General features: G+C 52.6%; 13 protein-coding genes, 1 tRNA gene and 3 rRNA genes. 7 read left to right on the top strand and 10 right to left on the bottom strand.

What is annotated here, in order from left to right; genetic code table 11:
* A complete protein-coding gene (locus K8W53_RS05815) occupies positions 1–900 on the bottom strand; it encodes a LysR family transcriptional regulator (RefSeq protein ID WP_023224296.1) in 900 nt (299 codons plus the stop codon).
* 102 nt (positions 901–1002) lie between these two features.
* Here K8W53_RS05815 and eamB point away from each other — a divergent pair, with 102 nt between their 5' ends.
* Positions 1003–1590, top strand: coding sequence for a cysteine/O-acetylserine transporter (gene eamB, locus K8W53_RS05810; RefSeq protein WP_023224295.1), 588 nt, complete (start codon positions 1003–1005; stop codon positions 1588–1590).
* Positions 1591–1651: 61 nt separating this feature from the next.
* Here eamB and grcA read toward each other — a convergent pair whose 3' ends face one another.
* Positions 1652–2035, bottom strand: a complete 384-nt coding sequence (grcA, locus tag K8W53_RS05805; protein WP_000627811.1) for an autonomous glycyl radical cofactor GrcA — start codon at positions 2033–2035, stop codon at positions 1652–1654.
* Between the two features lie 318 nt (positions 2036–2353).
* Between grcA and ung the strand changes: the two genes are divergently transcribed.
* Positions 2354–3043, top strand: coding sequence for a uracil-DNA glycosylase (ung, locus tag K8W53_RS05800; RefSeq protein ID WP_000179978.1), 690 nt, complete (start codon positions 2354–2356; stop codon positions 3041–3043).
* A gap of 115 nt (positions 3044–3158) precedes the next feature.
* Here the strand turns inward: ung and K8W53_RS05795 are convergent, their stop codons facing one another.
* Complete coding sequence (locus tag K8W53_RS05795; RefSeq protein ID WP_000997368.1) at positions 3159–4196, bottom strand: tRNA/rRNA methyltransferase; 1038 nt, start codon at positions 4194–4196, stop codon at positions 3159–3161.
* 203 nt (positions 4197–4399) lie between these two features.
* On the opposite strand from K8W53_RS05795, the gene trxC reads away from it, so the two are divergent.
* The 5 genes from trxC (at position 4400) to K8W53_RS05765 (ending at position 10124) form a co-directional block, all read left to right on the top strand.
* The gene (trxC, locus tag K8W53_RS05790) at positions 4400–4819 is read left to right on the top strand and encodes a thioredoxin TrxC (protein ID WP_023224294.1); all 420 of its coding nucleotides are present in this window, start codon (positions 4400–4402) and stop codon (positions 4817–4819) included.
* A 72-nt stretch (positions 4820–4891) separates the two neighbouring features.
* A complete protein-coding gene (tapT, locus tag K8W53_RS05785) occupies positions 4892–5572 on the top strand; it encodes a tRNA-uridine aminocarboxypropyltransferase (protein WP_000183647.1) in 681 nt (226 codons plus the stop codon).
* Between the two features lie 53 nt (positions 5573–5625).
* The gene (gene pat / locus K8W53_RS05780) at positions 5626–8286 is read left to right on the top strand and encodes a protein lysine acetyltransferase (RefSeq protein WP_000082643.1); all 2661 of its coding nucleotides are present in this window, start codon (positions 5626–5628) and stop codon (positions 8284–8286) included.
* 114 nt (positions 8287–8400) lie between these two features.
* Positions 8401–9756: a CDP-diacylglycerol--serine O-phosphatidyltransferase gene (gene pssA, locus K8W53_RS05770; RefSeq protein WP_000949286.1), complete on the top strand. Its 1356-nt coding sequence runs from the start codon at positions 8401–8403 to the stop codon at positions 9754–9756.
* A 44-nt stretch (positions 9757–9800) separates the two neighbouring features.
* Positions 9801–10124 (top strand): YfiM family lipoprotein, encoded by a 324-nt coding sequence (locus K8W53_RS05765; protein ID WP_001264473.1) that lies wholly within the window; start codon positions 9801–9803, stop codon positions 10122–10124.
* Here the strand turns inward: K8W53_RS05765 and K8W53_RS05760 are convergent.
* The 7 genes from K8W53_RS05760 to clpB form a co-directional block, all read right to left on the bottom strand.
* Positions 10121–11422, bottom strand: coding sequence for an MFS transporter (locus K8W53_RS05760; RefSeq protein WP_023224293.1), 1302 nt, complete (start codon positions 11420–11422; stop codon positions 10121–10123). The genes K8W53_RS05765 and K8W53_RS05760 overlap by 4 nt on opposite strands.
* A 103-nt stretch (positions 11423–11525) precedes the next feature.
* Complete coding sequence (locus K8W53_RS05755) at positions 11526–11981, bottom strand: DUF4385 domain-containing protein (RefSeq protein ID WP_000985658.1); 456 nt, start codon at positions 11979–11981, stop codon at positions 11526–11528.
* Positions 11982–12367: 386 nt separating this feature from the next.
* Positions 12368–12483, bottom strand: a 5S ribosomal RNA gene (gene rrf / locus K8W53_RS05750).
* Between the two features lie 197 nt (positions 12484–12680).
* A 23S ribosomal RNA gene (locus tag K8W53_RS05745) occupies positions 12681–15686 on the bottom strand.
* Between the two features lie 193 nt (positions 15687–15879).
* Positions 15880–15955 (bottom strand) — tRNA-Glu (locus tag K8W53_RS05740).
* 85 nt (positions 15956–16040) lie between these two features.
* A 16S ribosomal RNA gene (locus K8W53_RS05735) occupies positions 16041–17582 on the bottom strand.
* Together the 16S, 23S and 5S rRNA genes with 1 tRNA gene alongside form the textbook arrangement of a ribosomal RNA operon.
* 453 nt (positions 17583–18035) lie before the next feature.
* Positions 18036–20609 (bottom strand): ATP-dependent chaperone ClpB, encoded by a 2574-nt coding sequence (clpB, locus tag K8W53_RS05730; protein WP_023200636.1) that lies wholly within the window; start codon positions 20607–20609, stop codon positions 18036–18038.
* Positions 20610–20732 lie beyond the last annotated feature (123 nt).

The raw sequence follows: 20732 nt of genomic DNA, 5'->3' as shown, positions 1-20732 counted from the left end.
TTAACCCGGCATTTTTTTATCTTCCACGGTAAAACACGCCTCCATACACTGTATAAATATCTGCATTGCCGGGCTGACCGCTTTCCCGGCATGATGGGCGCACAGCGCCATGATCGATAGCGACGGCGCGCCAAACGGCAGCTCTTTCAACTGACCGGTACTAAGTTCTCGTTCAACGGTAAAACGTGGTAAAAAGCTGATGCCCAGGTTAGCAGCCACACACTGTTTAATACTTTCAATACTCCACAGTTCAATGGTGTTTTCCAGCGTAATCCGCCTCTGCCGTAGCGTACTTTCAAATAGCTGGCGGAAGACACATTGCGGTTCATTGATGATGAAGCTGCAGGGGATATGCTGATCTGGCTGCGTAAAATCAGCATCCTGTAGCAGTGGAGAGGCCACCAGCGCCAGCGACTGCTCCCCCAGTTGCTGCATCGTGAGCGCGTCATCATTACCTACGCGATAAAAAACGCCCAGATCGACCTCGTCATTCAGCAACGCATCACGTATCACATAGCAATTCAGCGACTGTAGCGACAATCTGACATTCGGCGCTCGCAGCTTAAAACGTTGTAAAACCTGCGGCATTTTGTACGCCAGTAAGGTTTCACCTGTCGCCACGCGCAGCTCTCCGCCGGGTTCCGCATCCTGTCTTGCGGCTTTACGAATCGACTCCATCACACGCGTCAGTTCATGGATATGCGGCATCAGCTTTTTCCCCTCATTGGTCAGGCACATTCGGCGCCCTATTTTCTCGAACAGTTGCAGGGAAAACTCACGTTCAAGCTGTTGAATATGAAAAGTTACTGTCGACTGAGTGCAGCACAGCTTTTGCGAAGCCCGCAGAAACGAGCCCTCTTCCACTACCGTTTTCAGCGTAATAAACCGACGCAGATCCATAACCACCAACCTATCGAAAATCTCGAATTCAGAATTAAAAAACATTCATTTTTTTAAATATTTCATATCGGGTACTGTCTGCTAAAACAGAGGAGATGACAAGTGACACCGATGCTTTTAAGCACTTTCTGGACTTATACATTAATCACCGCCCTTACCCCCGGCCCTAACAATATTCTCGCGCTTAGCGCAGCAACTGCACATGGTTTTCGGCAGAGTATTCGTGTACTGGCAGGTATGAGTCTGGGATTTTTGGTCGTCATGCTGCTGTGCGCCGGGATCGCGTTTTCCCTTGCGGTTATCGATCCGGCAATCATTCATTTACTCAGTTGGGTGGGGGCTGCGTATATCCTGTGGCTGGCGTGGAAAATTGCCACCAGTCCAGCGGCGGATGAGAATGTCAGACCAAAACCGGTTGGCTTTTGGGTAAGCTTTGGCCTGCAGTTTGTGAACGTCAAAATTATTCTGTACGGCATTACCGCTCTGTCTACATTTGTTTTACCGCAAACGCAGGCGCTGAACTGGGTCATCGGCGTCAGTATATTGCTGGCATTGATCGGCACGTTCGGTAATGTGTGTTGGGCGCTGGCGGGACATCTGTTTCAGCGGGCGTTTCGCCATTATGGTCGCCAGTTAAATATCATTCTGGCGTTACTGCTGGTGTACTGCGCGGTGCGGATTTTTTACTGACCCAAATAAAACAAAAGCGGAAAAGGCCCGGCCTCTTCCGCTTGTTATTACCGGATAAGCCTTACAGGCTTTCGGTAAAGGTACGAGCGATAACGTCGCGCTGCTGTTCCGGCGTCAGGGAGTTAAAACGCACCGCATAACCAGAAACACGAATAGTCAGCTGCGGGTATTTTTCCGGATGCTTAACCGCATCTTCCAGAGTTTCACGACGCAGAACGTTAACGTTCAGATGCTGACCGCCTTCAACGCGTACTTCCGGTTTAACTTCCATCGGAATTTCACGGTATTCAATCTCGCCCAGTTTGCTGACAGCCACAACTTCATCTTCAGCAAAGCCGGATTTTGCAACGATGCAGCGCGCTTCGCCTTTTTCGCTGTCCAGCAGCCAGAAGGAATTCAGCAGGTCGTCGTTAGCGGCTTTAGTAATCTGGATACCTGTAATCATGTGATGCCTCCCCAGGCAAAATTATTTGATTTCGGTCGGCCTAATCCCGGCCAATTGGTAAAACCATTGTTGCTTGAGTGTATATATACCCTTCGATCACCCTTCATTCTTTGATTTAAATCAATAAAAACCACACCATAAAAAGGGTGATGAAGGGAATTTATTGTTTTACATCAACTTACACCATTCAGACCTATAAACTTTTTACATAAATTTTCAACTATCTTTTGTAGGTAATTGTTTTTGTAGCACGCAGGATTTTGCACTGCAGAAAGAAGCAGTTAAGCTAAGGGAACTGGAAATTCGCAGGAGAGCGAGATGGCGACTGAGTTAACCTGGCACGATGTGCTGGCTGATGAGAAACAGCAACCTTACTTTATCAATACGCTTCACACTGTTGCTGGCGAGCGTCAGTCGGGTATCACGGTCTACCCGCCGCAAAAAGATGTGTTTAACGCCTTTCGCTTCACAGAACTGGGCGACGTTAAGGTGGTGATCCTGGGACAAGATCCTTACCACGGCCCCGGCCAGGCACATGGTCTGGCGTTTTCCGTGCGTCCTGGAATCGCTCCCCCGCCGTCATTAGTGAATATGTACAAAGAGCTGGAAGCCTCCATTCCCGGCTTTGTTCGCCCCGCGCACGGTTATCTGGAAAGCTGGGCGCGCCAGGGCGTACTGTTACTGAATACGGTGCTCACGGTACGGGCAGGCCAGGCGCATTCTCATGCCAGCCTGGGGTGGGAAACCTTTACGGATAAAGTGATAAGCCTGATTAACCAACACCGCGAAGGGGTCGTCTTCCTGCTGTGGGGCTCGCACGCCCAGAAGAAAGGCGCGATTATTGATCCACAGCGCCACCATATTCTGAAAGCTCCGCATCCCTCGCCACTCTCTGCGCACCGCGGATTTTTTGGCTGTAACCATTTTGCGCTAACGAACCAATGGCTGGAACAACACGGCGAGAAAACTATCGACTGGACGCCAGTATTACCGGCTGAGAGTGAATAACGTTGGCGGCTCGCCGTTTTATCGCCCGGATAACGGCGCGAAAGCGCCTTGTCTGACCGGGCGGTAGGAAGTACATCATTGGCCCGGCGCGCGTTGCGTCACCGGGCTGCAGCCCTTACGCTTTATTCTGTCGCCACCACTCGGCGAGCAGCACGCCTGTCGCAACCGACACATTCAGGCTTTCCACGTTCCCTGTGCCGTTAATTTTCACGCACAGATCGTCGGGTTCGCGCGCCGCTTCCGGCAGGTAGTCATATTCACGGCCTAAGACCAGCACCATCTTTTCCGGCAGGGTCGTACTAAAGAGCGCCTGACCGCGATCGCTGGACGTCGTCACCACGGTGTACCCCGCCTGACGAAAATCATCCAGTACGTCAACAATGCTTTCACCAGTAATCGGCTGGACATGCTCCGCCCCGCCTTCCGCAGTACGAATCGCCGCGCCGGACTCCAGCAACGCCGCATCCTGTACCACCACGCCCTTCACGCCGAAGTGCGCGCAGCTACGCATCATGCCGCCCAGATTATGCGGGTTAGCGACATCTTCCAACGCCAGCACGCAGTCTTGATCCGCCGCCTGCTTTACCCATTGCTTAACGGTCGTACCGTTACGCTTTTTAATCAGGAAACACACGCCACCGTGGTGCTCAGTCCCGGAAGCTTTTGCCAGTTCGGCTTCATCCACCACATGGTAGGCTTTACGATTCGCCGCCATCCAGCGCAGCGCCTCTTTAAAACGCGGGGTCACGCTTTGGATAAACCATGCGCGCACGATGGCGTCAGGACGGCTCTGGAATAGCGCCTGGCAGGCATTTTCGCCGTAGACGCGTGTCTCTTCCGCACGCTGGCGACGCAAAACTTCAGGGTCGATAAAACTTTTACCGCTAATACCACCATGATCGACTTTCTCAGGCGTTTCATCGCCTGGCGCGCGGGACACGGTGCGCCACGGCGAAGTTTCATGTTTACGGTCACGGCTCTGATTATTTCGCTCATCACGGGCGGGGCGACGTCCACCGTCAGTGCGAGACTTTGCTGGGCGGCCTCCCCCTTTCCCGGTACGCGGGTTATGGGTGCGTTTATCAGAGTCATCATCACTACGGACATACATCACTTTGACTTTGCCGCTTTTGTTTTTTAATTCATCGTTCATGCTTTTCTCCACCAGCGCTGCGCGAAGCGCGAAGATTACCCGATGTGCATCCGGTTAGCCATGATTTCGTTTAAAAGCTTGCGACTATTGTACTCATTGAATAAAACACATTGTTGTTTAGCACAGACTCCTCGATAATATGTAACATTATAGAAACATCCCGCGCGTAGCGGGACGTCTTCCGACGTATTCAGAGGTTAGCTATGAACACCGTTTGTACCCATTGTCAGGCCATTAACCGCCTCCCCGACGATCGGCTTCAGGACGCGGCAAAATGTGGACGCTGCGGTCATGAGTTGTTTGACGGAGAAGTCATTAATGCGACCGGCGAAACGCTGGACAAACTATTGAAGGACGATCTTCCAGTGGTGATCGACTTCTGGGCCCCCTGGTGCGGCCCTTGCCGTAACTTTGCGCCAATCTTCGAGGATGTCGCAGAAGAGCGCAGCGGTAAAGTCCGTTTCGTCAAAGTGAATACCGAGGCGGAACGGGAACTCAGCGCCCGTTTCGGTATCCGCAGCATCCCGACAATTATGATTTTTAAACATGGACAGGTGGTCGATATGCTTAATGGCGCAGTGCCTAAAGCGCCTTTCGACAGCTGGCTGAACGAAGCGCTGTAAACGCCACGGGGCGCATCTTGTGCCCCGTTTTCACCTCTGCCACAATAGCGTTTTTCTCCGCAAACGCTTTCTATGACCAATAACGCTGTCCTTCAGTTACGCGCCGAGCGGCTTGCGCGCGCTACTCGCCCTTTTCTTGCCAGAGGCAATCGGGTTCGCCGCTGTCAACGCTGCCTGCTGCCGCTAAAATCTTGCCTGTGTGATACGTTAACGCCTTCTCAGGCGAAAAGCCGTTTTTGTCTGGTCATGTTTGACACTGAACCGATGAAACCCAGCAATACCGGCCGGCTGATAGCCGATATTTTGCCGGATACCGCGGCGTTTCAGTGGTCGCGTACCGAGCCGCCGCAGGCGTTGCTGGAGCTGGTACGGCATCCGGATTATCAGCCGATAGTGGTCTTTCCTGCGTCCTACGCCGGCGAAGCGCGCGAGGTCATTTCCACCCCGCCCGCCGGGAAACCGCCGCTGTTTATTATGCTGGACGGCACCTGGCCCGAAGCACGTAAAATGTTTCGTAAAAGCCCTTATCTGGATCATCTGCCGGTCATTTCCGTCGATTTATCGCGTCTTTCAGCTTATCGTCTGCGTGAAATCCATGCCGAAGGGCAATATTGTACCGCCGAAGTCGCCATAGCGTTGTTAGATCTGGCGGGAGATACCGAGGCGGCAACCAGTTTAGGTGAACATTTCACCCGTTTCAAAACGCGCTATCTGGCAGGAAAAACGCAACATCCGGGAAACGTCACAGCATAAAATAGCGAAAGCGTTTAAAATTATCCGGTCACTTCTGTGTAAGGGAAACCGGTATGAGCCAGCAAGGACTGGAAGCGCTACTGCGACCAAAATCGATCGCGGTGATTGGCGCATCAATGAAGCCCCACCGCGCGGGTTACCTGATGATGCGTAACTTGTTGGCGGGCGGATTCAATGGCCCCGTCCTTCCCGTGACGCCCGCCTGGAAAGCCGTTTTAGGCGTCATGGCCTGGCCGGATATCGCCAGTCTTCCTTTCACCCCCGATCTGGCTATTTTATGCACTAACGCCAGCCGTAACCTGGCGTTACTGGACGCGCTTGGCGCGAAAGGGTGTAAAACGTGCATTATCCTTTCTGCTCCCACGTCGCAACATGAAGAACTTCTTGCCTGTGCCCGGCATTATAAAATGCGTCTGCTGGGTCCAAACAGTCTTGGGCTCCTCGCGCCGTGGCAAGGGCTGAATGCCAGCTTTTCTCCCGTCCCGATTAAACAGGGCAAGCTCGCTTTTATTTCCCAGTCTGCCGCCGTGTCCAATACTATTCTTGACTGGGCGCAACAGCGTGAAATGGGCTTTTCCTACTTTATCGCGCTGGGCGATAGCCTGGATATTGATGTCGATGAACTACTGGACTATCTGGCGCGCGATAGCAAGACCAGCGCAATTTTGCTCTATCTGGAACAGTTAAGCGACGCCCGCCGTTTTGTTTCCGCCGCCCGTAGCGCTTCACGTAACAAACCGATTCTGGTGATTAAAAGCGGCCGAAGCCCGGCAGCCCAGCGTTTACTTAATACCAGCGCGGGAATGGACCCTGCGTGGGATGCGGCCATCCAGCGCGCAGGCCTGCTGCGAGTCCAGGATACGCACGAGCTTTTTTCCGCCGTCGAAACACTAAGCCATATGCGTCCGCTACGCGGCGACAGACTGATGATCATCAGCAATGGCGCCGCGCCTGCCGCGCTGGCGTTAGATGAGTTGTGGTCGCGTAACGGTAAGCTGGCGACGTTGAGCGAAGAGACCTGCCTGCAACTACGGCAGGCGCTTCCCGCGCACATAGATATTGCCAATCCGCTGGATCTGTGTGATGACGCCAGCAGCGAACATTACGTCAAAACGCTGGATATCCTGCTCGCCAGTCAGGATTTTGACGCGCTTATGGTTATCCACTCTCCCAGCGCTGCCGCGCCGGGTACAGAAAGCGCCCATGCTCTGATCGAGACGATTAAGCGCCACCCCAGAGGCAAGTTTGTTACGCTACTGACAAACTGGTGCGGCGAGTTCTCATCTCAGGAAGCAAGACGGCTGTTCAGCGAAGCCGGATTACCAACCTACCGCACGCCGGAAGGCACGATTACCGCGTTTATGCATATGGTGGAATACCGGCGTAACCAGAAGCAACTGCGGGAAACGCCAGCGCTGCCGAGTAACCTGACGTCCAATACCGCTGAGGCGCATAATCTGTTACAGCGGGCGATTGCGGAAGGCGCCACCTCACTGGATACCCATGAAGTACAGCCGATTTTACACGCCTATGGGCTGCATACGCTCCCAACCTGGATTGCCAGCGACAGCGCTGAAGCGGTGCATATCGCCGAACAGATAGGCTATCCGGTAGCTCTCAAGCTGCGCTCGCCCGACATTCCGCATAAATCTGAAGTTCAGGGGGTCATGCTTTACCTGCGGACCGCAAGCGAGGTACAACAGGCCGCGAACGCCATTTTCGATCGTGTAAAGATGGCCTGGCCGCAGGCGCGGATTCACGGTTTGCTGGTACAAAGCATGGCTAACCGCGCCGGCGCGCAGGAGCTTCGAGTGGTGGTCGAGCACGATCCGGTGTTTGGTCCTTTGATTATGTTGGGTGAAGGCGGCGTAGAGTGGCGTCCGGAAGAGCAGGCTGTCGTCGCGCTGCCGCCGCTCAACATGAACCTGGCGCGCTATCTGGTGATTCAGGGCATTAAACAGCGGAAAATTCGCGCCCGTAGCGCGCTGCGTCCGCTGGATATTGTCGGTTTAAGCCAGCTGCTGGTCCAGGTTTCAAACCTGATTGTCGACTGCCCGGAAATTCAGCGTCTGGATATCCATCCGCTGCTGGCTTCCGCCAGTGAGTTTACCGCGCTGGATGTGACGCTGGATATTGCCCCGTTTGATGGCGATAACGAAAGTCGACTTGCGGTACGCCCCTATCCCCACCAGCTTGAAGAGTGGGTGGAGATGAAAAATGGCGATCGCTGCCTGTTCCGTCCTATCCTGCCGGAAGATGAGCCCCAGCTGCGACAATTCATCGCACAGGTCACCAAAGAGGATCTTTACTACCGTTATTTCAGCGAGATCAACGAATTCACCCATGAAGATTTAGCCAACATGACGCAGATCGACTACGATCGAGAAATGGCCTTTGTGGCCGTGAGGCGGATGGACAACGCTGAAGAGATCCTCGGCGTAACGCGCGCGATCTCCGATCCTGACAACGTAGATGCCGAGTTTGCCGTATTGGTGCGTTCAGATCTCAAAGGGTTGGGTTTAGGACGCCGTTTAATGGAGAAATTGATTGCCTATACTCGCGATCACGGATTGAAGCGGCTAAACGGTATTACGATGCCGAACAATCGCGGCATGGTCGCGCTGGCCAGAAAACTGGGATTTCAGGTCGATATTCAGCTCGAAGAGGGCATCGTGGGATTGACGCTGAATCTGGCCAAATGTGATGAATCGTGAGTAATGTACTGGAAATGTTGACCACTTTAACGGGTACTGATGTTATTATTGCTCGCTTATGTCGTCTGCATAGCACAGAGGACCCTTCAATGAACAGAGAAGAAATGCACTGTGATGTTGTCAAAATTTAAGCGTAATAAACATCAACAACACCTTGCCCAACTCCCTAAGATTTCTCAGTCAGTTGATGATGTAGATTTCTTTTATACTCCTGCTACTTTTCGGGAGACACTGCTGGAGAAAATCGCCAGCGCGACGCAGCGTATTTGTATCGTTGCCCTGTATCTGGAACAGGACGATGGGGGTAAAGGTATACTCGACGCGCTCTATGCGGCTAAACGGCAGCGTCCTGAACTGGACGTGAGGGTGCTGGTCGACTGGCATCGCGCGCAACGCGGGCGCATTGGCGCAGCGGCCTCGAATACCAATGCAGACTGGTATTGCCGACTAGCGCAGGAAAACCCCGGCATTGATGTCCCGGTTTACGGCGTACCGATTAATACGCGAGAAGCGCTTGGCGTACTGCATTTTAAAGGCTTTATCATTGATGATAGCGTCCTGTACAGCGGCGCCAGCCTGAACGATGTCTATCTCCATCAGCATGACAAATATCGCTACGATCGCTACCAGCTGATTCGCAATCGGCAAATGGCAGACATCATGTTTGACTGGGTGACGCAAAATCTGATGAATGGTCGTGGTGTGAATCGTCTGGATAATACCCAGCGTCCGAAAAGCCCGGAGATTAAAAACGATATCCGCTTATACCGTCAGGAGCTGCGTGATGCGTCATATCATTTTCAGGGTGACGCTAATGACGAGCAGCTCTCCGTTACGCCGCTGGTCGGGCTTGGAAAATCCAGTCTGCTGAACAAAACCATTTTCCATCTCATGCCCTGTGCGGAGCATAAGCTCACCATTTGTACCCCTTACTTCAATCTACCAGCGGTACTGGTGCGGAACATTATTCAGCTACTGCGCGACGGAAAGAAAGTCGAAATCATTGTTGGCGATAAAACCGCGAATGATTTTTACATTCCGGAAGATGAACCGTTCAAGATCATTGGCGCGCTGCCCTATCTCTATGAGATTAACCTGCGCCGCTTCCTGAGCCGTTTACAGTATTACGTCAATACCGATCAGCTTGTGGTGCGTCTGTGGAAAGATGACGACAATACCTATCATTTGAAAGGGATGTGGGTAGATGATAAATGGATGTTACTCACCGGCAACAATCTGAATCCTCGCGCCTGGCGTCTGGATCTGGAAAACGCCATTCTGATCCACGACCCTAAGCAGGAGCTTGCCCCTCAGCGGGAAAAAGAGCTGGAACTTATCCGAACGCACACAACCATCGTAAAACATTATCGTGACCTGCAGAGCATTGCCGACTATCCGATAAAAGTGCGTAAATTGATTCGCCGCCTGCGCCGGATCCGCATCGACAGATTAATTAGCCGTATCCTGTAATCGAAGCCCCGTCCTGTACGGGGTTTTCTCTTAGGAGTGAACTGGTGCGCGTGTTGATTCCTTTTACGGTGTTGTTTCTCTCCGGGTGCAGCCATCTGGCTAACGACCACTGGAGCGGTCAGGATAAAGCCCAACATTTTATGGCATCAGCGATGCTATCGGCAGCCGGTAATGAGTATGCGCGTCACCAGGGAGTAAGCCCTGACCGTAGCGCAGCGATAGGGCTGATGTTTTCTTTGAGTCTCGGAGCCTCAAAAGAACTCTGGGACAGCCGCCCGGAAGGCAGCGGCTGGAGCTGGAAAGATTTTGTCTGGGATGTCGCTGGCGCGACAACCGGTTACGCTATCTGGCAAATGGCGCGATACTAAAGGCGTAAGCCCTTTCCTTTACGGTGCAACATCAGCGAAACCAGGAAAGCCAGAACGGCCATCGCGGTAACATACCAGAAGAACGAACTCTCCATACCGACAGATTTTAGCGACAGCGCGACATATTCCGCAGAGCCGCCAAATAACGCGTTTGCTACCGCGTAAGATAAACCGACGCCCAGGGCGCGAACCTGCGCCGGAAACATCTCCGCTTTCAGGATCCCGCTAATCGAGGTATAGAAACTCACAATCAATAGCGCGCACATCACTAAAGCAAATGCGGCATAAGGCGACGTCACATTCTGCAACGCGGAGAGAATTGGAACGGTGAAAAGCGTCGCGAGCGCGCCAAAACATAGCATAGAGGTGCGCCTGCCAATCTTATCGGATAACGCGCCGAATAACGGCTGCACCAACATGAAAACACACAGCGCGACCGTCATAATGCCGCTGGCGACATTGGCATGCATATCTGCTGTATTTACCAGATATTTCTGCATATAGGTGGTGAAGGTATAAAAGCACAGCGAGCCTGCCGCGGTGAAACCAAGCACCATTAAAAAGGCTTTGCGATTACGCCACAAACCTTTCAACGAACCGGCTTCTTTTAACGCGCGAGTCTCATGCTTCGAGGTTTCATCCAGCTGGCGACGTAGCCATAACGCCACAACCGCCAGCACGGCGCCCAACGCAAAGGGAATACGCCATCCCCAGGCACGAAGTTCAGCATCTTCCAGAACCTGCTGCAAAATCACAACGACCAGCAATGCCAGTAGTTGGCCACCGATAAGCGTAACATACTGAAACGAGGCGAAAAATCCCTTACGACCTTCAAGCGCAACTTCACTCATATATGTCGCGCTGGTCCCATACTCTCCCCCTACCGAGAGCCCCTGAAATAACCTTGCAATAAGTAGCAGCGCCGGTGCCCAGGTGCCGATGGTATCGTAACCAGGTAAGCAGGCAATCACCAGCGACCCCATGCACATCATGCACACCGAAATCAACATTGAGGCTTTGCGCCCGCGTCGATCGGCAATGCGTCCAAACAGCCAACCACCGATAGGTCGCATTAAAAAACCGGCGGCAAAGACGCCTGCCGTTTGCAAAAGCTGAGTGGTGGTATTACCAGAAGGAAAGAAGATATGTGCAAAATAGAGCGAGCAGAAAGAGTAGACGTAGAAATCAAACCATTCCACTAAGTTTCCGGAAGAGGCCCCCACGATAGCCCATATGCGTCGCCGCATCTCCGGAGCCTCAGCGTTGTTTTTATCTATACGCTGAATAATTTCTGCCATACTGTTCTCCTTGTTGCCAGGCTTAATCGGCCTTTTATTTTGGAGATTCAGATTACGCGAGACCAAAAAGTAAATAAAGTGTTAATTATTTGTTTGCTAATTTTTATCCCCACCGTGCCTGATGCTGGCGTTTCCGTTTCAGATAGTCTTCGTCCTGACGAATTTTATCCCACCAACCTTTGAAAACCGTTGCCGCCGCGGCCTTAATAGGATCATTACCCCGTGTATTCAGGCTGCCGTCTTCGGCATACTTTTTACCGCCTTTATAGTTAGCGTATCGCCTGGCGCGGGTGTATCCCATCTGAATAAATTTACGCGCCATGTCCATACCAACGAAATCATCCTGCTGCCGGTAAGCTTCGAACAACTGGTAGATTTGCTCTGCGGATTTCATCGCCGATGCTTTATCTTTATAGCGCCAGAAAGGAAGAATTTCGCTTTTGTAGGGTTCAACCAGTAGCACCCCCTGCTCGCCTCGTCCAACCTGATACAATTCAGGCTGCTGGCGGAAGTCGATGCTGGAAAAGTCCTGCTGGTAGTTAAAAGGTTTGATAGCCAATGAAAATCCTCACTGCTTATATAAGCACGTGTAAAGGATAGTTCATCGTTAACGATTGGGTGGGTTGTGCTCTTATCAGTTCTACAAGAGCACCAGCTTCGTAGGCGGGATAATTCCTGTAGGCCGGATAAGGCGGAGCCGCCATCCGGCGGTGCAGGTTGCCTGATGGCGCTGCGCTTATCAGGCCTACATTTTTACAGTTACCACACACGCAAAGAAGCCCGTCCAGACGGACGGGCTTCTTCACTTGTCTGATGCCTGGCAGTTTATGGCGGGCGTCCTGCCCGCCACCCTCCGGGCCGTTGCTGCGCAACGAGTGCTCACCGACAGACCACAGATAAAACAAAAGGCCCTGTCTTCCGACAGGGCCCTTCGTTTTATTTGATGCCTGGCAGTTCCCTACTCTCGCATGGGGAGACCCCACACTACCATCGGCGCTACGGCGTTTCACTTCTGAGTTCGGCATGGGGTCAGGTGGGACCACCGCGCTACTGCCGCCAGGCAAATTCTTTGTGCTCTGTACGCAATTCTTTATCGCATCAGCGGCGTTGCCTGCGCTCGTAAAGTCAGTCACATACTTCTGTATGCTCCTTCCTTTCCTTCGCTTGCCGCCTTGCTGCTGCGCAAATTATTGCGTACTCAACTCTGAATCACTGCTGAAAATCGTCTTCTCATCCGCCAAAACATCTTCGGCGTTGTAAGGTTAAGCCTCACGGTTCATTAGTACCGGTTAGCTCAACGCATCGCTGCGCTTACACACCCGGCCTATCAACGTCGTCGTCTTCAACGTTCCTTCAGGAGACTTTAAGTCTCAGGGAGAACTCATCTCGGGGCAAGTTTCGTGCTTAGATGCTTTCAGCACTTATCTCTTCCGCATTTAGCTACCGGGCAGTGCCATTGGCATGACAACCCGAACACCAGTGATGCGTCCACTCCGGTCCTCTCGTACTAGGAGCAGCCCCCCTCAGTTCTCCAGCGCCCACGGCAGATAGGGACCGAACTGTCTCACGACGTTCTAAACCCAGCTCGCGTACCACTTTAAATGGCGAACAGCCATACCCTTGGGACCTACTTCAGCCCCAGGATGTGATGAGCCGACATCGAGGTGCCAAACACCGCCGTCGATATGAACTCTTGGGCGGTATCAGCCTGTTATCCCCGGAGTACCTTTTATCCGTTGAGCGATGGCCCTTCCATTCAGAACCACCGGATCACTATGACCTGCTTTCGCACCTGCTCGCGCCGTCACGCTCGCAGTCAAGCTGGCTTATGCCATTGCACTAACCTCCTGATGTCCGACCAGGATTAGCCAACCTTCGTGCTCCTCCGTTACTCTTTAGGAGGAGACCGCCCCAGTCAAACTACCCACCAGACACTGTCCGCAACCCGGATTACGGGTCCACGTTAGAACATCAAACATTAAAGGGTGGTATTTCAAGGTCGGCTCCATGCAGACTGGCGTCCACACTTCAAAGCCTCCCACCTATCCTACACATCAAGGCTCAATGTTCAGTGTCAAGCTATAGTAAAGGTTCACGGGGTCTTTCCGTCTTGCCGCGGGTACACTGCATCTTCACAGCGAGTTCAATTTCACTGAGTCTCGGGTGGAGACAGCCTGGCCATCATTACGCCATTCGTGCAGGTCGGAACTTACCCGACAAGGAATTTCGCTACCTTAGGACCGTTATAGTTACGGCCGCCGTTTACCGGGGCTTCGATCAGGAGCTTCGCTTGCGCTGACCCCATCAATTAACCTTCCGGCACCGGGCAGGCGTCACACCGTATACGTCCACTTTCGTGTTTGCACAGTGCTGTGTTTTTAATAAACAGTTGCAGCCAGCTGGTATCTTCGACTGACTTCAGCTCCATGAGTAAATCACTTCACCTACGTGTCAGCGTGCCTTCTCCCGAAGTTACGGCACCATTTTGCCTAGTTCCTTCACCCGAGTTCTCTCAAGCGCCTTGGTATTCTCTACCTGACCACCTGTGTCGGTTTGGGGTACGATTTGATGTTACCTGATGCTTAGAGGCTTTTCCTGGAAGCAGGGCATTTGTTGCTTCAGCACCGTAGTGCCTCGTCGTCACGCCTCAGCCTTGATTTTCCGGATTTGCCTGGAAAACCAGCCTACACGCTTAAACCGGGACAACCGTCGCCCGGCCAACATAGCCTTCTCCGTCCCCCCTTCGCAGTAACACCAAGTACGGGAATATTAACCTGTTTCCCATCGACTACGCCTTTCGGCCTCGCCTTAGGGGTCGACTCACCCTGCCCCGATTAACGTTGGACAGGAACCCTTGGTCTTCCGGCGAGCGGGCTTTTCACCCGCTTTATCGTTACTTATGTCAGCATTCGCACTTCTGATACCTCCAGCATGCCTCACGACACACCTTCACAGGCTTACAGAACGCTCCCCTACCCAACAACGCATCAGCGTCGCTGCCGCAGCTTCGGTGCATGGTTTAGCCCCGTTACATCTTCCGCGCAGGCCGACTCGACCAGTGAGCTATTACGCTTTCTTTAAATGATGGCTGCTTCTAAGCCAACATCCTGGCTGTCTGGGCCTTCCCACATCGTTTCCCACTTAACCATGACTTTGGGACCTTAGCTGGCGGTCTGGGTTGTTTCCCTCTTCACGACGGACGTTAGCACCCGCCGTGTGTCTCCCGTGATAACATTCTCCGGTATTCGCAGTTTGCATCGGGTTGGTAAGCCGGGATGGCCCCCTAGCCGAAACAGTGCTCTACCCCCGGAGATGAATTCACGAGGCGCTACCTAAATAGCTTTCGGGGAGAACCAGCTATCTCCCGGTTTGATTGGCCTTTCACCCCCAGCCACAGGTCATCCGCTAATTTTTCAACATTAGTCGGTTCGGTCCTCCAGTTAGTGTTACCCAACCTTCAACCTGCCCATGGCTAGATCACCGGGTTTCGGGTCTATACCCTGCAACTTAACGCCCAATTAAGACTCGGTTTCCCTCCGGCTCCCCTATTCGGTTAACCTTGCTACAGAATATAAGTCGCTGACCCATTATACAAAAGGTACGCAGTCACCCCACCCCAAAGCACTCACCGCTTGTTTTGTGTGTTGGGCGTCGCAAACGACGCTCCGCCACCGCGATGCTGCTTTGCAGGGCCTTCAACACCAGAGAATGCTTTGGTGGTGGGGCTCCCACTGCTTGTACGTACACGGTTTCAGGTTCTTTTTCACTCCCCTCGCCGGGGTTCTTTTCGCCTTTCCCTCACGGTACTGGTTCACTATCGGTCAGTCAGGAGTATTTAGCCTTGGAGGATGGTCCCCCCATATTCAGACAGGATACCACGTGTCCCGCCCTACTCATCGAGCTCACAGCACATGCGCTTTTGTGTACGGGGCTGTCACCCTGTATCGCGCGCCTTTCCAGACGCTTCCACTAACACACATGCTGATTCAGGCTCTGGGCTCCTCCCCGTTCGCTCGCCGCTACTGGGGGAATCTCGGTTGATTTCTTTTCCTCGGGGTACTTAGATGTTTCAGTTCCCCCGGTTCGCCTCATTAACCTATGGATTCAGTTAATGATAGTGTGACGAGTCACACTGGGTTTCCCCATTCGGGTATCGCCGGTTATAACGGTTCATATCACCTTACCGGCGCTTATCGCAGATTAGCACGCCCTTCATCGCCTCTGACTGCCAGGGCATCCACCGTGTACGCTTAGTCGCTTAACCTCACAACCCGAAGATGTTTCTTTCGATTCATCATCGTGTTGCGAAAATTTGAGAGACTCACGAACAACTTTCGTTGTTCTGTGTTTCAATTTTCAGCTTGATCCAGATTTTTAAAGAGCAAATATCTCAAACGTGACTCGTAAGTCAGTTTTGAGATACTGATGGCAACGCCTTTCACACATTACCGCGCAAGTGGCGTCCCCTAGGGGATTCGAACCCCTGTTACCGCCGTGAAAGGGCGGTGTCCTGGGCCTCTAGACGAAGGGGACACTGAAGTCTCAATCGCAAGACGCCTTGCTATTCACTTTTCATCAGACAATCTGTGTGAGCACTGCAAAGTACGCTTCTTTAAGGTAAGGAGGTGATCCAACCGCAGGTTCCCCTACGGTTACCTTGTTACGACTTCACCCCAGTCATGAATCACAAAGTGGTAAGCGCCCTCCCGAAGGTTAAGCTACCTACTTCTTTTGCAACCCACTCCCATGGTGTGACGGGCGGTGTGTACAAGGCCCGGGAACGTATTCACCGTGGCATTCTGATCCACGATTACTAGCGATTCCGACTTCATGGAGTCGAGTTGCAGACTCCAATCCGGACTACGACGCACTTTATGAGGTCCGCTTGCTCTCGCGAGGTCGCTTCTCTTTGTATGCGCCATTGTAGCACGTGTGTAGCCCTGGTCGTAAGGGCCATGATGACTTGACGTCATCCCCACCTTCCTCCAGTTTATCACTGGCAGTCTCCTTTGAGTTCCCGGCCGGACCGCTGGCAACAAAGGATAAGGGTTGCGCTCGTTGCGGGACTTAACCCAACATTTCACAACACGAGCTGACGACAGCCATGCAGCACCTGTCTCACAGTTCCCGAAGGCACCAGTCCATCTCTGGAAAGTTCTGTGGATGTCAAGACCAGGTAAGGTTCTTCGCGTTGCATCGAATTAAACCACATGCTCCACCGCTTGTGCGGGCCCCCGTCAATTCATTTGAGTTTTAACCTTGCGGCCGTACTCCCCAGGCGGTCTACTTAACGCGTTAGCTCCGGAAGCCACGCCTCAAGGGCACAACCTCCAAGTAGACATCGTTTACGGCGTGGACTACCAGGGTATCTAATCCTGTTTGCTCCCCACGCTTTCGCACCTGAGCGTCAGTCTTTGTCCAGGGGGCCGCCTTCGCCACCGGTATTCCTCCAGATCTCTACGCATTTCACCGCTACACCTGGAATTCTACCCCCCTCTACAAGACTCAAGCCTGCCAGTTTCGAATGCAGTTCCCAGGTTGAGCCCGGGGATTTCACATCCGACTTGACAGACCGCCTGCGTGCGCTTTACGCCCAGTAATTCCGATTAACGCTTGCACCCTCCGTATTACCGCGGCTGCTGGCACGGAGTTAGCCGGTGCTTCTTCTGCGGGTAACGTCAATTGCTGCGGTTATTAACCACAACACCTTCCTCCCCGCTGAAAGTACTTTACAACCCGAAGGCCTTCTTCATACACGCGGCATGGCTGCATCAGGCTTGCGCCCATTGTGCAATATTCCCCACTGCTGCCTCCCGTAGGAGTCTGGACCGTGTCTCAGTTCCAGTGTGGCTGGTCATCCTCTCAGACCAGCTAGGGATCGTCGCCTTGGTGAGCCGTTACCTCACCAACAAGCTAATCCCATCTGGGCACATCTGATGGCAAGAGGCCCGAAGGTCCCCCTCTTTGGTCTTGCGACGTTATGCGGTATTAGCCACCGTTTCCAGTAGTTATCCCCCTCCATCAGGCAGTTTCCCAGACATTACTCACCCGTCCGCCACTCGTCAGCGAAGCAGCAAGCTGCTTCCTGTTACCGTTCGACTTGCATGTGTTAGGCCTGCCGCCAGCGTTCAATCTGAGCCATGATCAAACTCTTCAATTTAAAAGTTTGATGCTCAAAGAATTAAACTTCGTAATGAATTACGTGTTCACTCTTGAGACTTGGTATTCATTTTTCGTCTTGCGACGTCAAGAATCCGTATCTTCGAGTGCCCACACAGATTGTCTGATAAATTGTTAAAGAGCAGTGCAACGCGGCTTTCGCTCACCGTTGCGAGGTAGCGTATATTACGCTTTCCTCTTTTTGAGTCAAGCCTTTATTTTCGCTTTCCTCACAGACTTCTTAACGAAGCCTTTCTGACCCGGCGGCCTGTATGCCGTTGTTCCGTGTCAGTGGTGGCGCATTATAGGGAGTTATTAGAGCCTGACAAGACCTAAATGCAAAAAAAAGCTCAACCGTTCACTTTTCAAACAACATTTAAACCAAAAGCCTATTTTCGCCTGGTTTTTAAACAAAAACGAGCCCGTCAGGGCCCGTTTTATTCAAATTTGTGACTTACTGCACTGCCACAATACGATCATCATTGGCTTCAAGGCGAATCACTTTGCCAGGAACCAGTTCACCAGACAGGATTTGCTGCGCCAGTGGGTTTTCGATCTGCTGTTGAATAGCACGTTTTAACGGACGCGCCCCATAGACCGGATCGTAACCGTTGGCGCTCAACAGTTTCAGCGCCTCGTCGGAGATATGGATTTCATAACCACGTTCTTCCAGACGTTTGTACAGACGCTGCAGCTGGATCTGAGCAATAGAAGCGATGTGTTGCTCACCTAACGGATGGAATACCACAACTTCATCAATACGGTTGATAAATTCCGGACGGAAGTTTTGGCTAACCACACCCAGCACCATCTCTTTCATTCGACCGTAATCCAGTTCGCCAAAGCGCTCCTGAATGAGATCGGAACCGAGGTTAGAAGTCATAATGACCACCGTATTACGGAAGTCGACCGTTCTCCCCTGCCCGTCAGTCAGCCGACCGTCGTCCAGCACCTGCAACAGAATGTTGAATACATCCGGATGCGCTTTTTCTACTTCATCCAACAAGATGACGGAATAAGGACGACGGCGTACCGCTTCCGTCAAATAACCGCCTTCTTCATAGCCGACATATCCCGGAGGCGCCCCGACCAAACGAGACACGGAGTGTTTCTCCATAAACTCAGACATGTCGATACGCACCATCGCGTCGTCGCTGTCAAACATAAAGTTAGCCAGCGCTTTACACAGTTCGGTTTTACCGACCCCCGTCGGCCCAAGGAACAGGAAGGAACCAATCGGACGGTTCGGATCGGACAGCCCCGCGCGGCTACGACGTATGGCGTTCGATACTGCTTCAACGGCTTCATTCTGCCCGATCACACGGCTGTGTAACTCTTGTTCCATACGCAACAGTTTTTCACGTTCGCCTTCCAGCATTCTGGCAACCGGAATACCGGTCCAGCGCGCCAGCACTTCGGCAATTTCCGCATCCGTTACTTTGTTACGTAACAGACGCATGGTTTTACCTTCCGACTGGGTCGCGGCTTCCAACTGTTTTTCCAGCTCCGGAATTTTGCCGTACTGCAATTCAGACATTCGCGCCAGGTCGCCAACGCGACGCGCCTGCTCGATGGCAATCTTCGCCTGCTCCAGCTCCGCTTTAATAGTTTGCGTACCAGAGAGCGACGCTTTTTCCGCTTTCCACTCTTCTTCCAGCTCAGAATACTGGCGCTCTTTGTCGTCCAGTTCTTCGTTGAGCATATCGAGACGTTTTTTACTCGCCTCGTCAGACTCTTTCATCAACGCCTGCTGTTCCAGTTTGAGCTGAATAATGCGGCGGTCGAGTCTGTCCAGCTCCTCCGGCTTAGAGTCAATCTGCATACGAATGCTGGATGCCGCTTCATCGATGAGGTCGATAGCTTTATCCGGCAACTGACGGTCAGCGATATAGCGGTGAGATAATGTTGCCGCCGCCACAATCGCCGGGTCAGTGATCTGCACATGGTGGTGCAGCTCGTAACGTTCTTTCAGGCCACGCAGAATAGCGATGGTGTCTTCCACTGAAGGTTCTGCGACAAACACTTTTTGAAAACGACGTTCCAGCGCCGCGTCTTTTTCAATGTACTGACGGTATTCATCCAGCGTGGTGGCGCCCACACAGTGCAGTTCACCACGCGCCAGCGCCGGTTTCAGCATATTCCCGGCGTCCATGGCGCCATCAGCCTTACCTGCGCCAACCATGGTGTGCAGCTCGTCAATAAACAGGATGACGTTGCCTTCCTGTTTTGCCAGATCGTTCAGCACGCCTTTCAGACGCTCTTCAAATTCGCCGCGATATTTCGCCCCGGCCACCAGCGCGCCCATATCCAGCGCCAGTACGCGGCGACCTTTTAAGCCTTCAGGGACTTCACCATTAATAATGCGCTGCGCCAGTCCTTCAACAATGGCCGTTTTACCGACCCCTGGCTCACCGATTAACACCGGGTTATTTTTAGTACGACGTTGCAGTACCTGAATGGTACGACGAATTTCTTCATCACGACCAATTACCGGGTCAAGCTTGCCTTGTTCAGCCCGCTCGGTCAGATCGACGGTATATTTTTTCAAGGCCTGACGTTGGTCTTCAGCCCCTTGATCGTTCACGCTTTCACCTCCGCGCATCTGTTCAATTGCCTGAGTGATATTGACCGTGGTCGCACCGGCTGATTTCAGCAGATCGGTTAACGTGCCGCGAGACTCAAGCGCCGCCAGAACAAACAGCTCTGACGAAATAAAATTGTCCCCTCGTTTTTGCGCCAGCTTGTCGCAAAGGTTCAGTACGCGTACCAGTTCCGAAGAAGGCTGTACGTCGCCGCCGGTACCTTCCACCTGCGGTAAACGGCTCAGCGCTTGATCGATAGCGGTGCGCAACTGGCCAGCATTAATGCCGGCGGAGGTTAATAAAGGACGTATCGATCCCCCTTCCTGGTTCAGCAAGGCGCTCATTAAATGAAGAGGTTCGATGAATTGGTTGTCGTGCCCCAGCGCGAGCGACTGGGCATCGGCAAGAGCAAGCTGGAATTTGTTAGTAAGACGATCCAGACGCATAACTCCTCCCATAACAGGTCAAAATTGCTACTGGAGATTAAATGAGGTCATCCCTCAATTATTCAAGGTGAATGACCTGAATTATGTGAAAAGAAAGTTACCCGTACCGGATCGTCTTGATTC

Origin of the sequence: Salmonella sp. A29-2, from assembly GCF_020150755.1 — a bacterium.
Taxonomy (GTDB): domain Bacteria; phylum Pseudomonadota; class Gammaproteobacteria; order Enterobacterales; family Enterobacteriaceae; genus Salmonella; species Salmonella enterica.
This window is presented reverse-complemented; position numbering and strand designations above follow the sequence as displayed.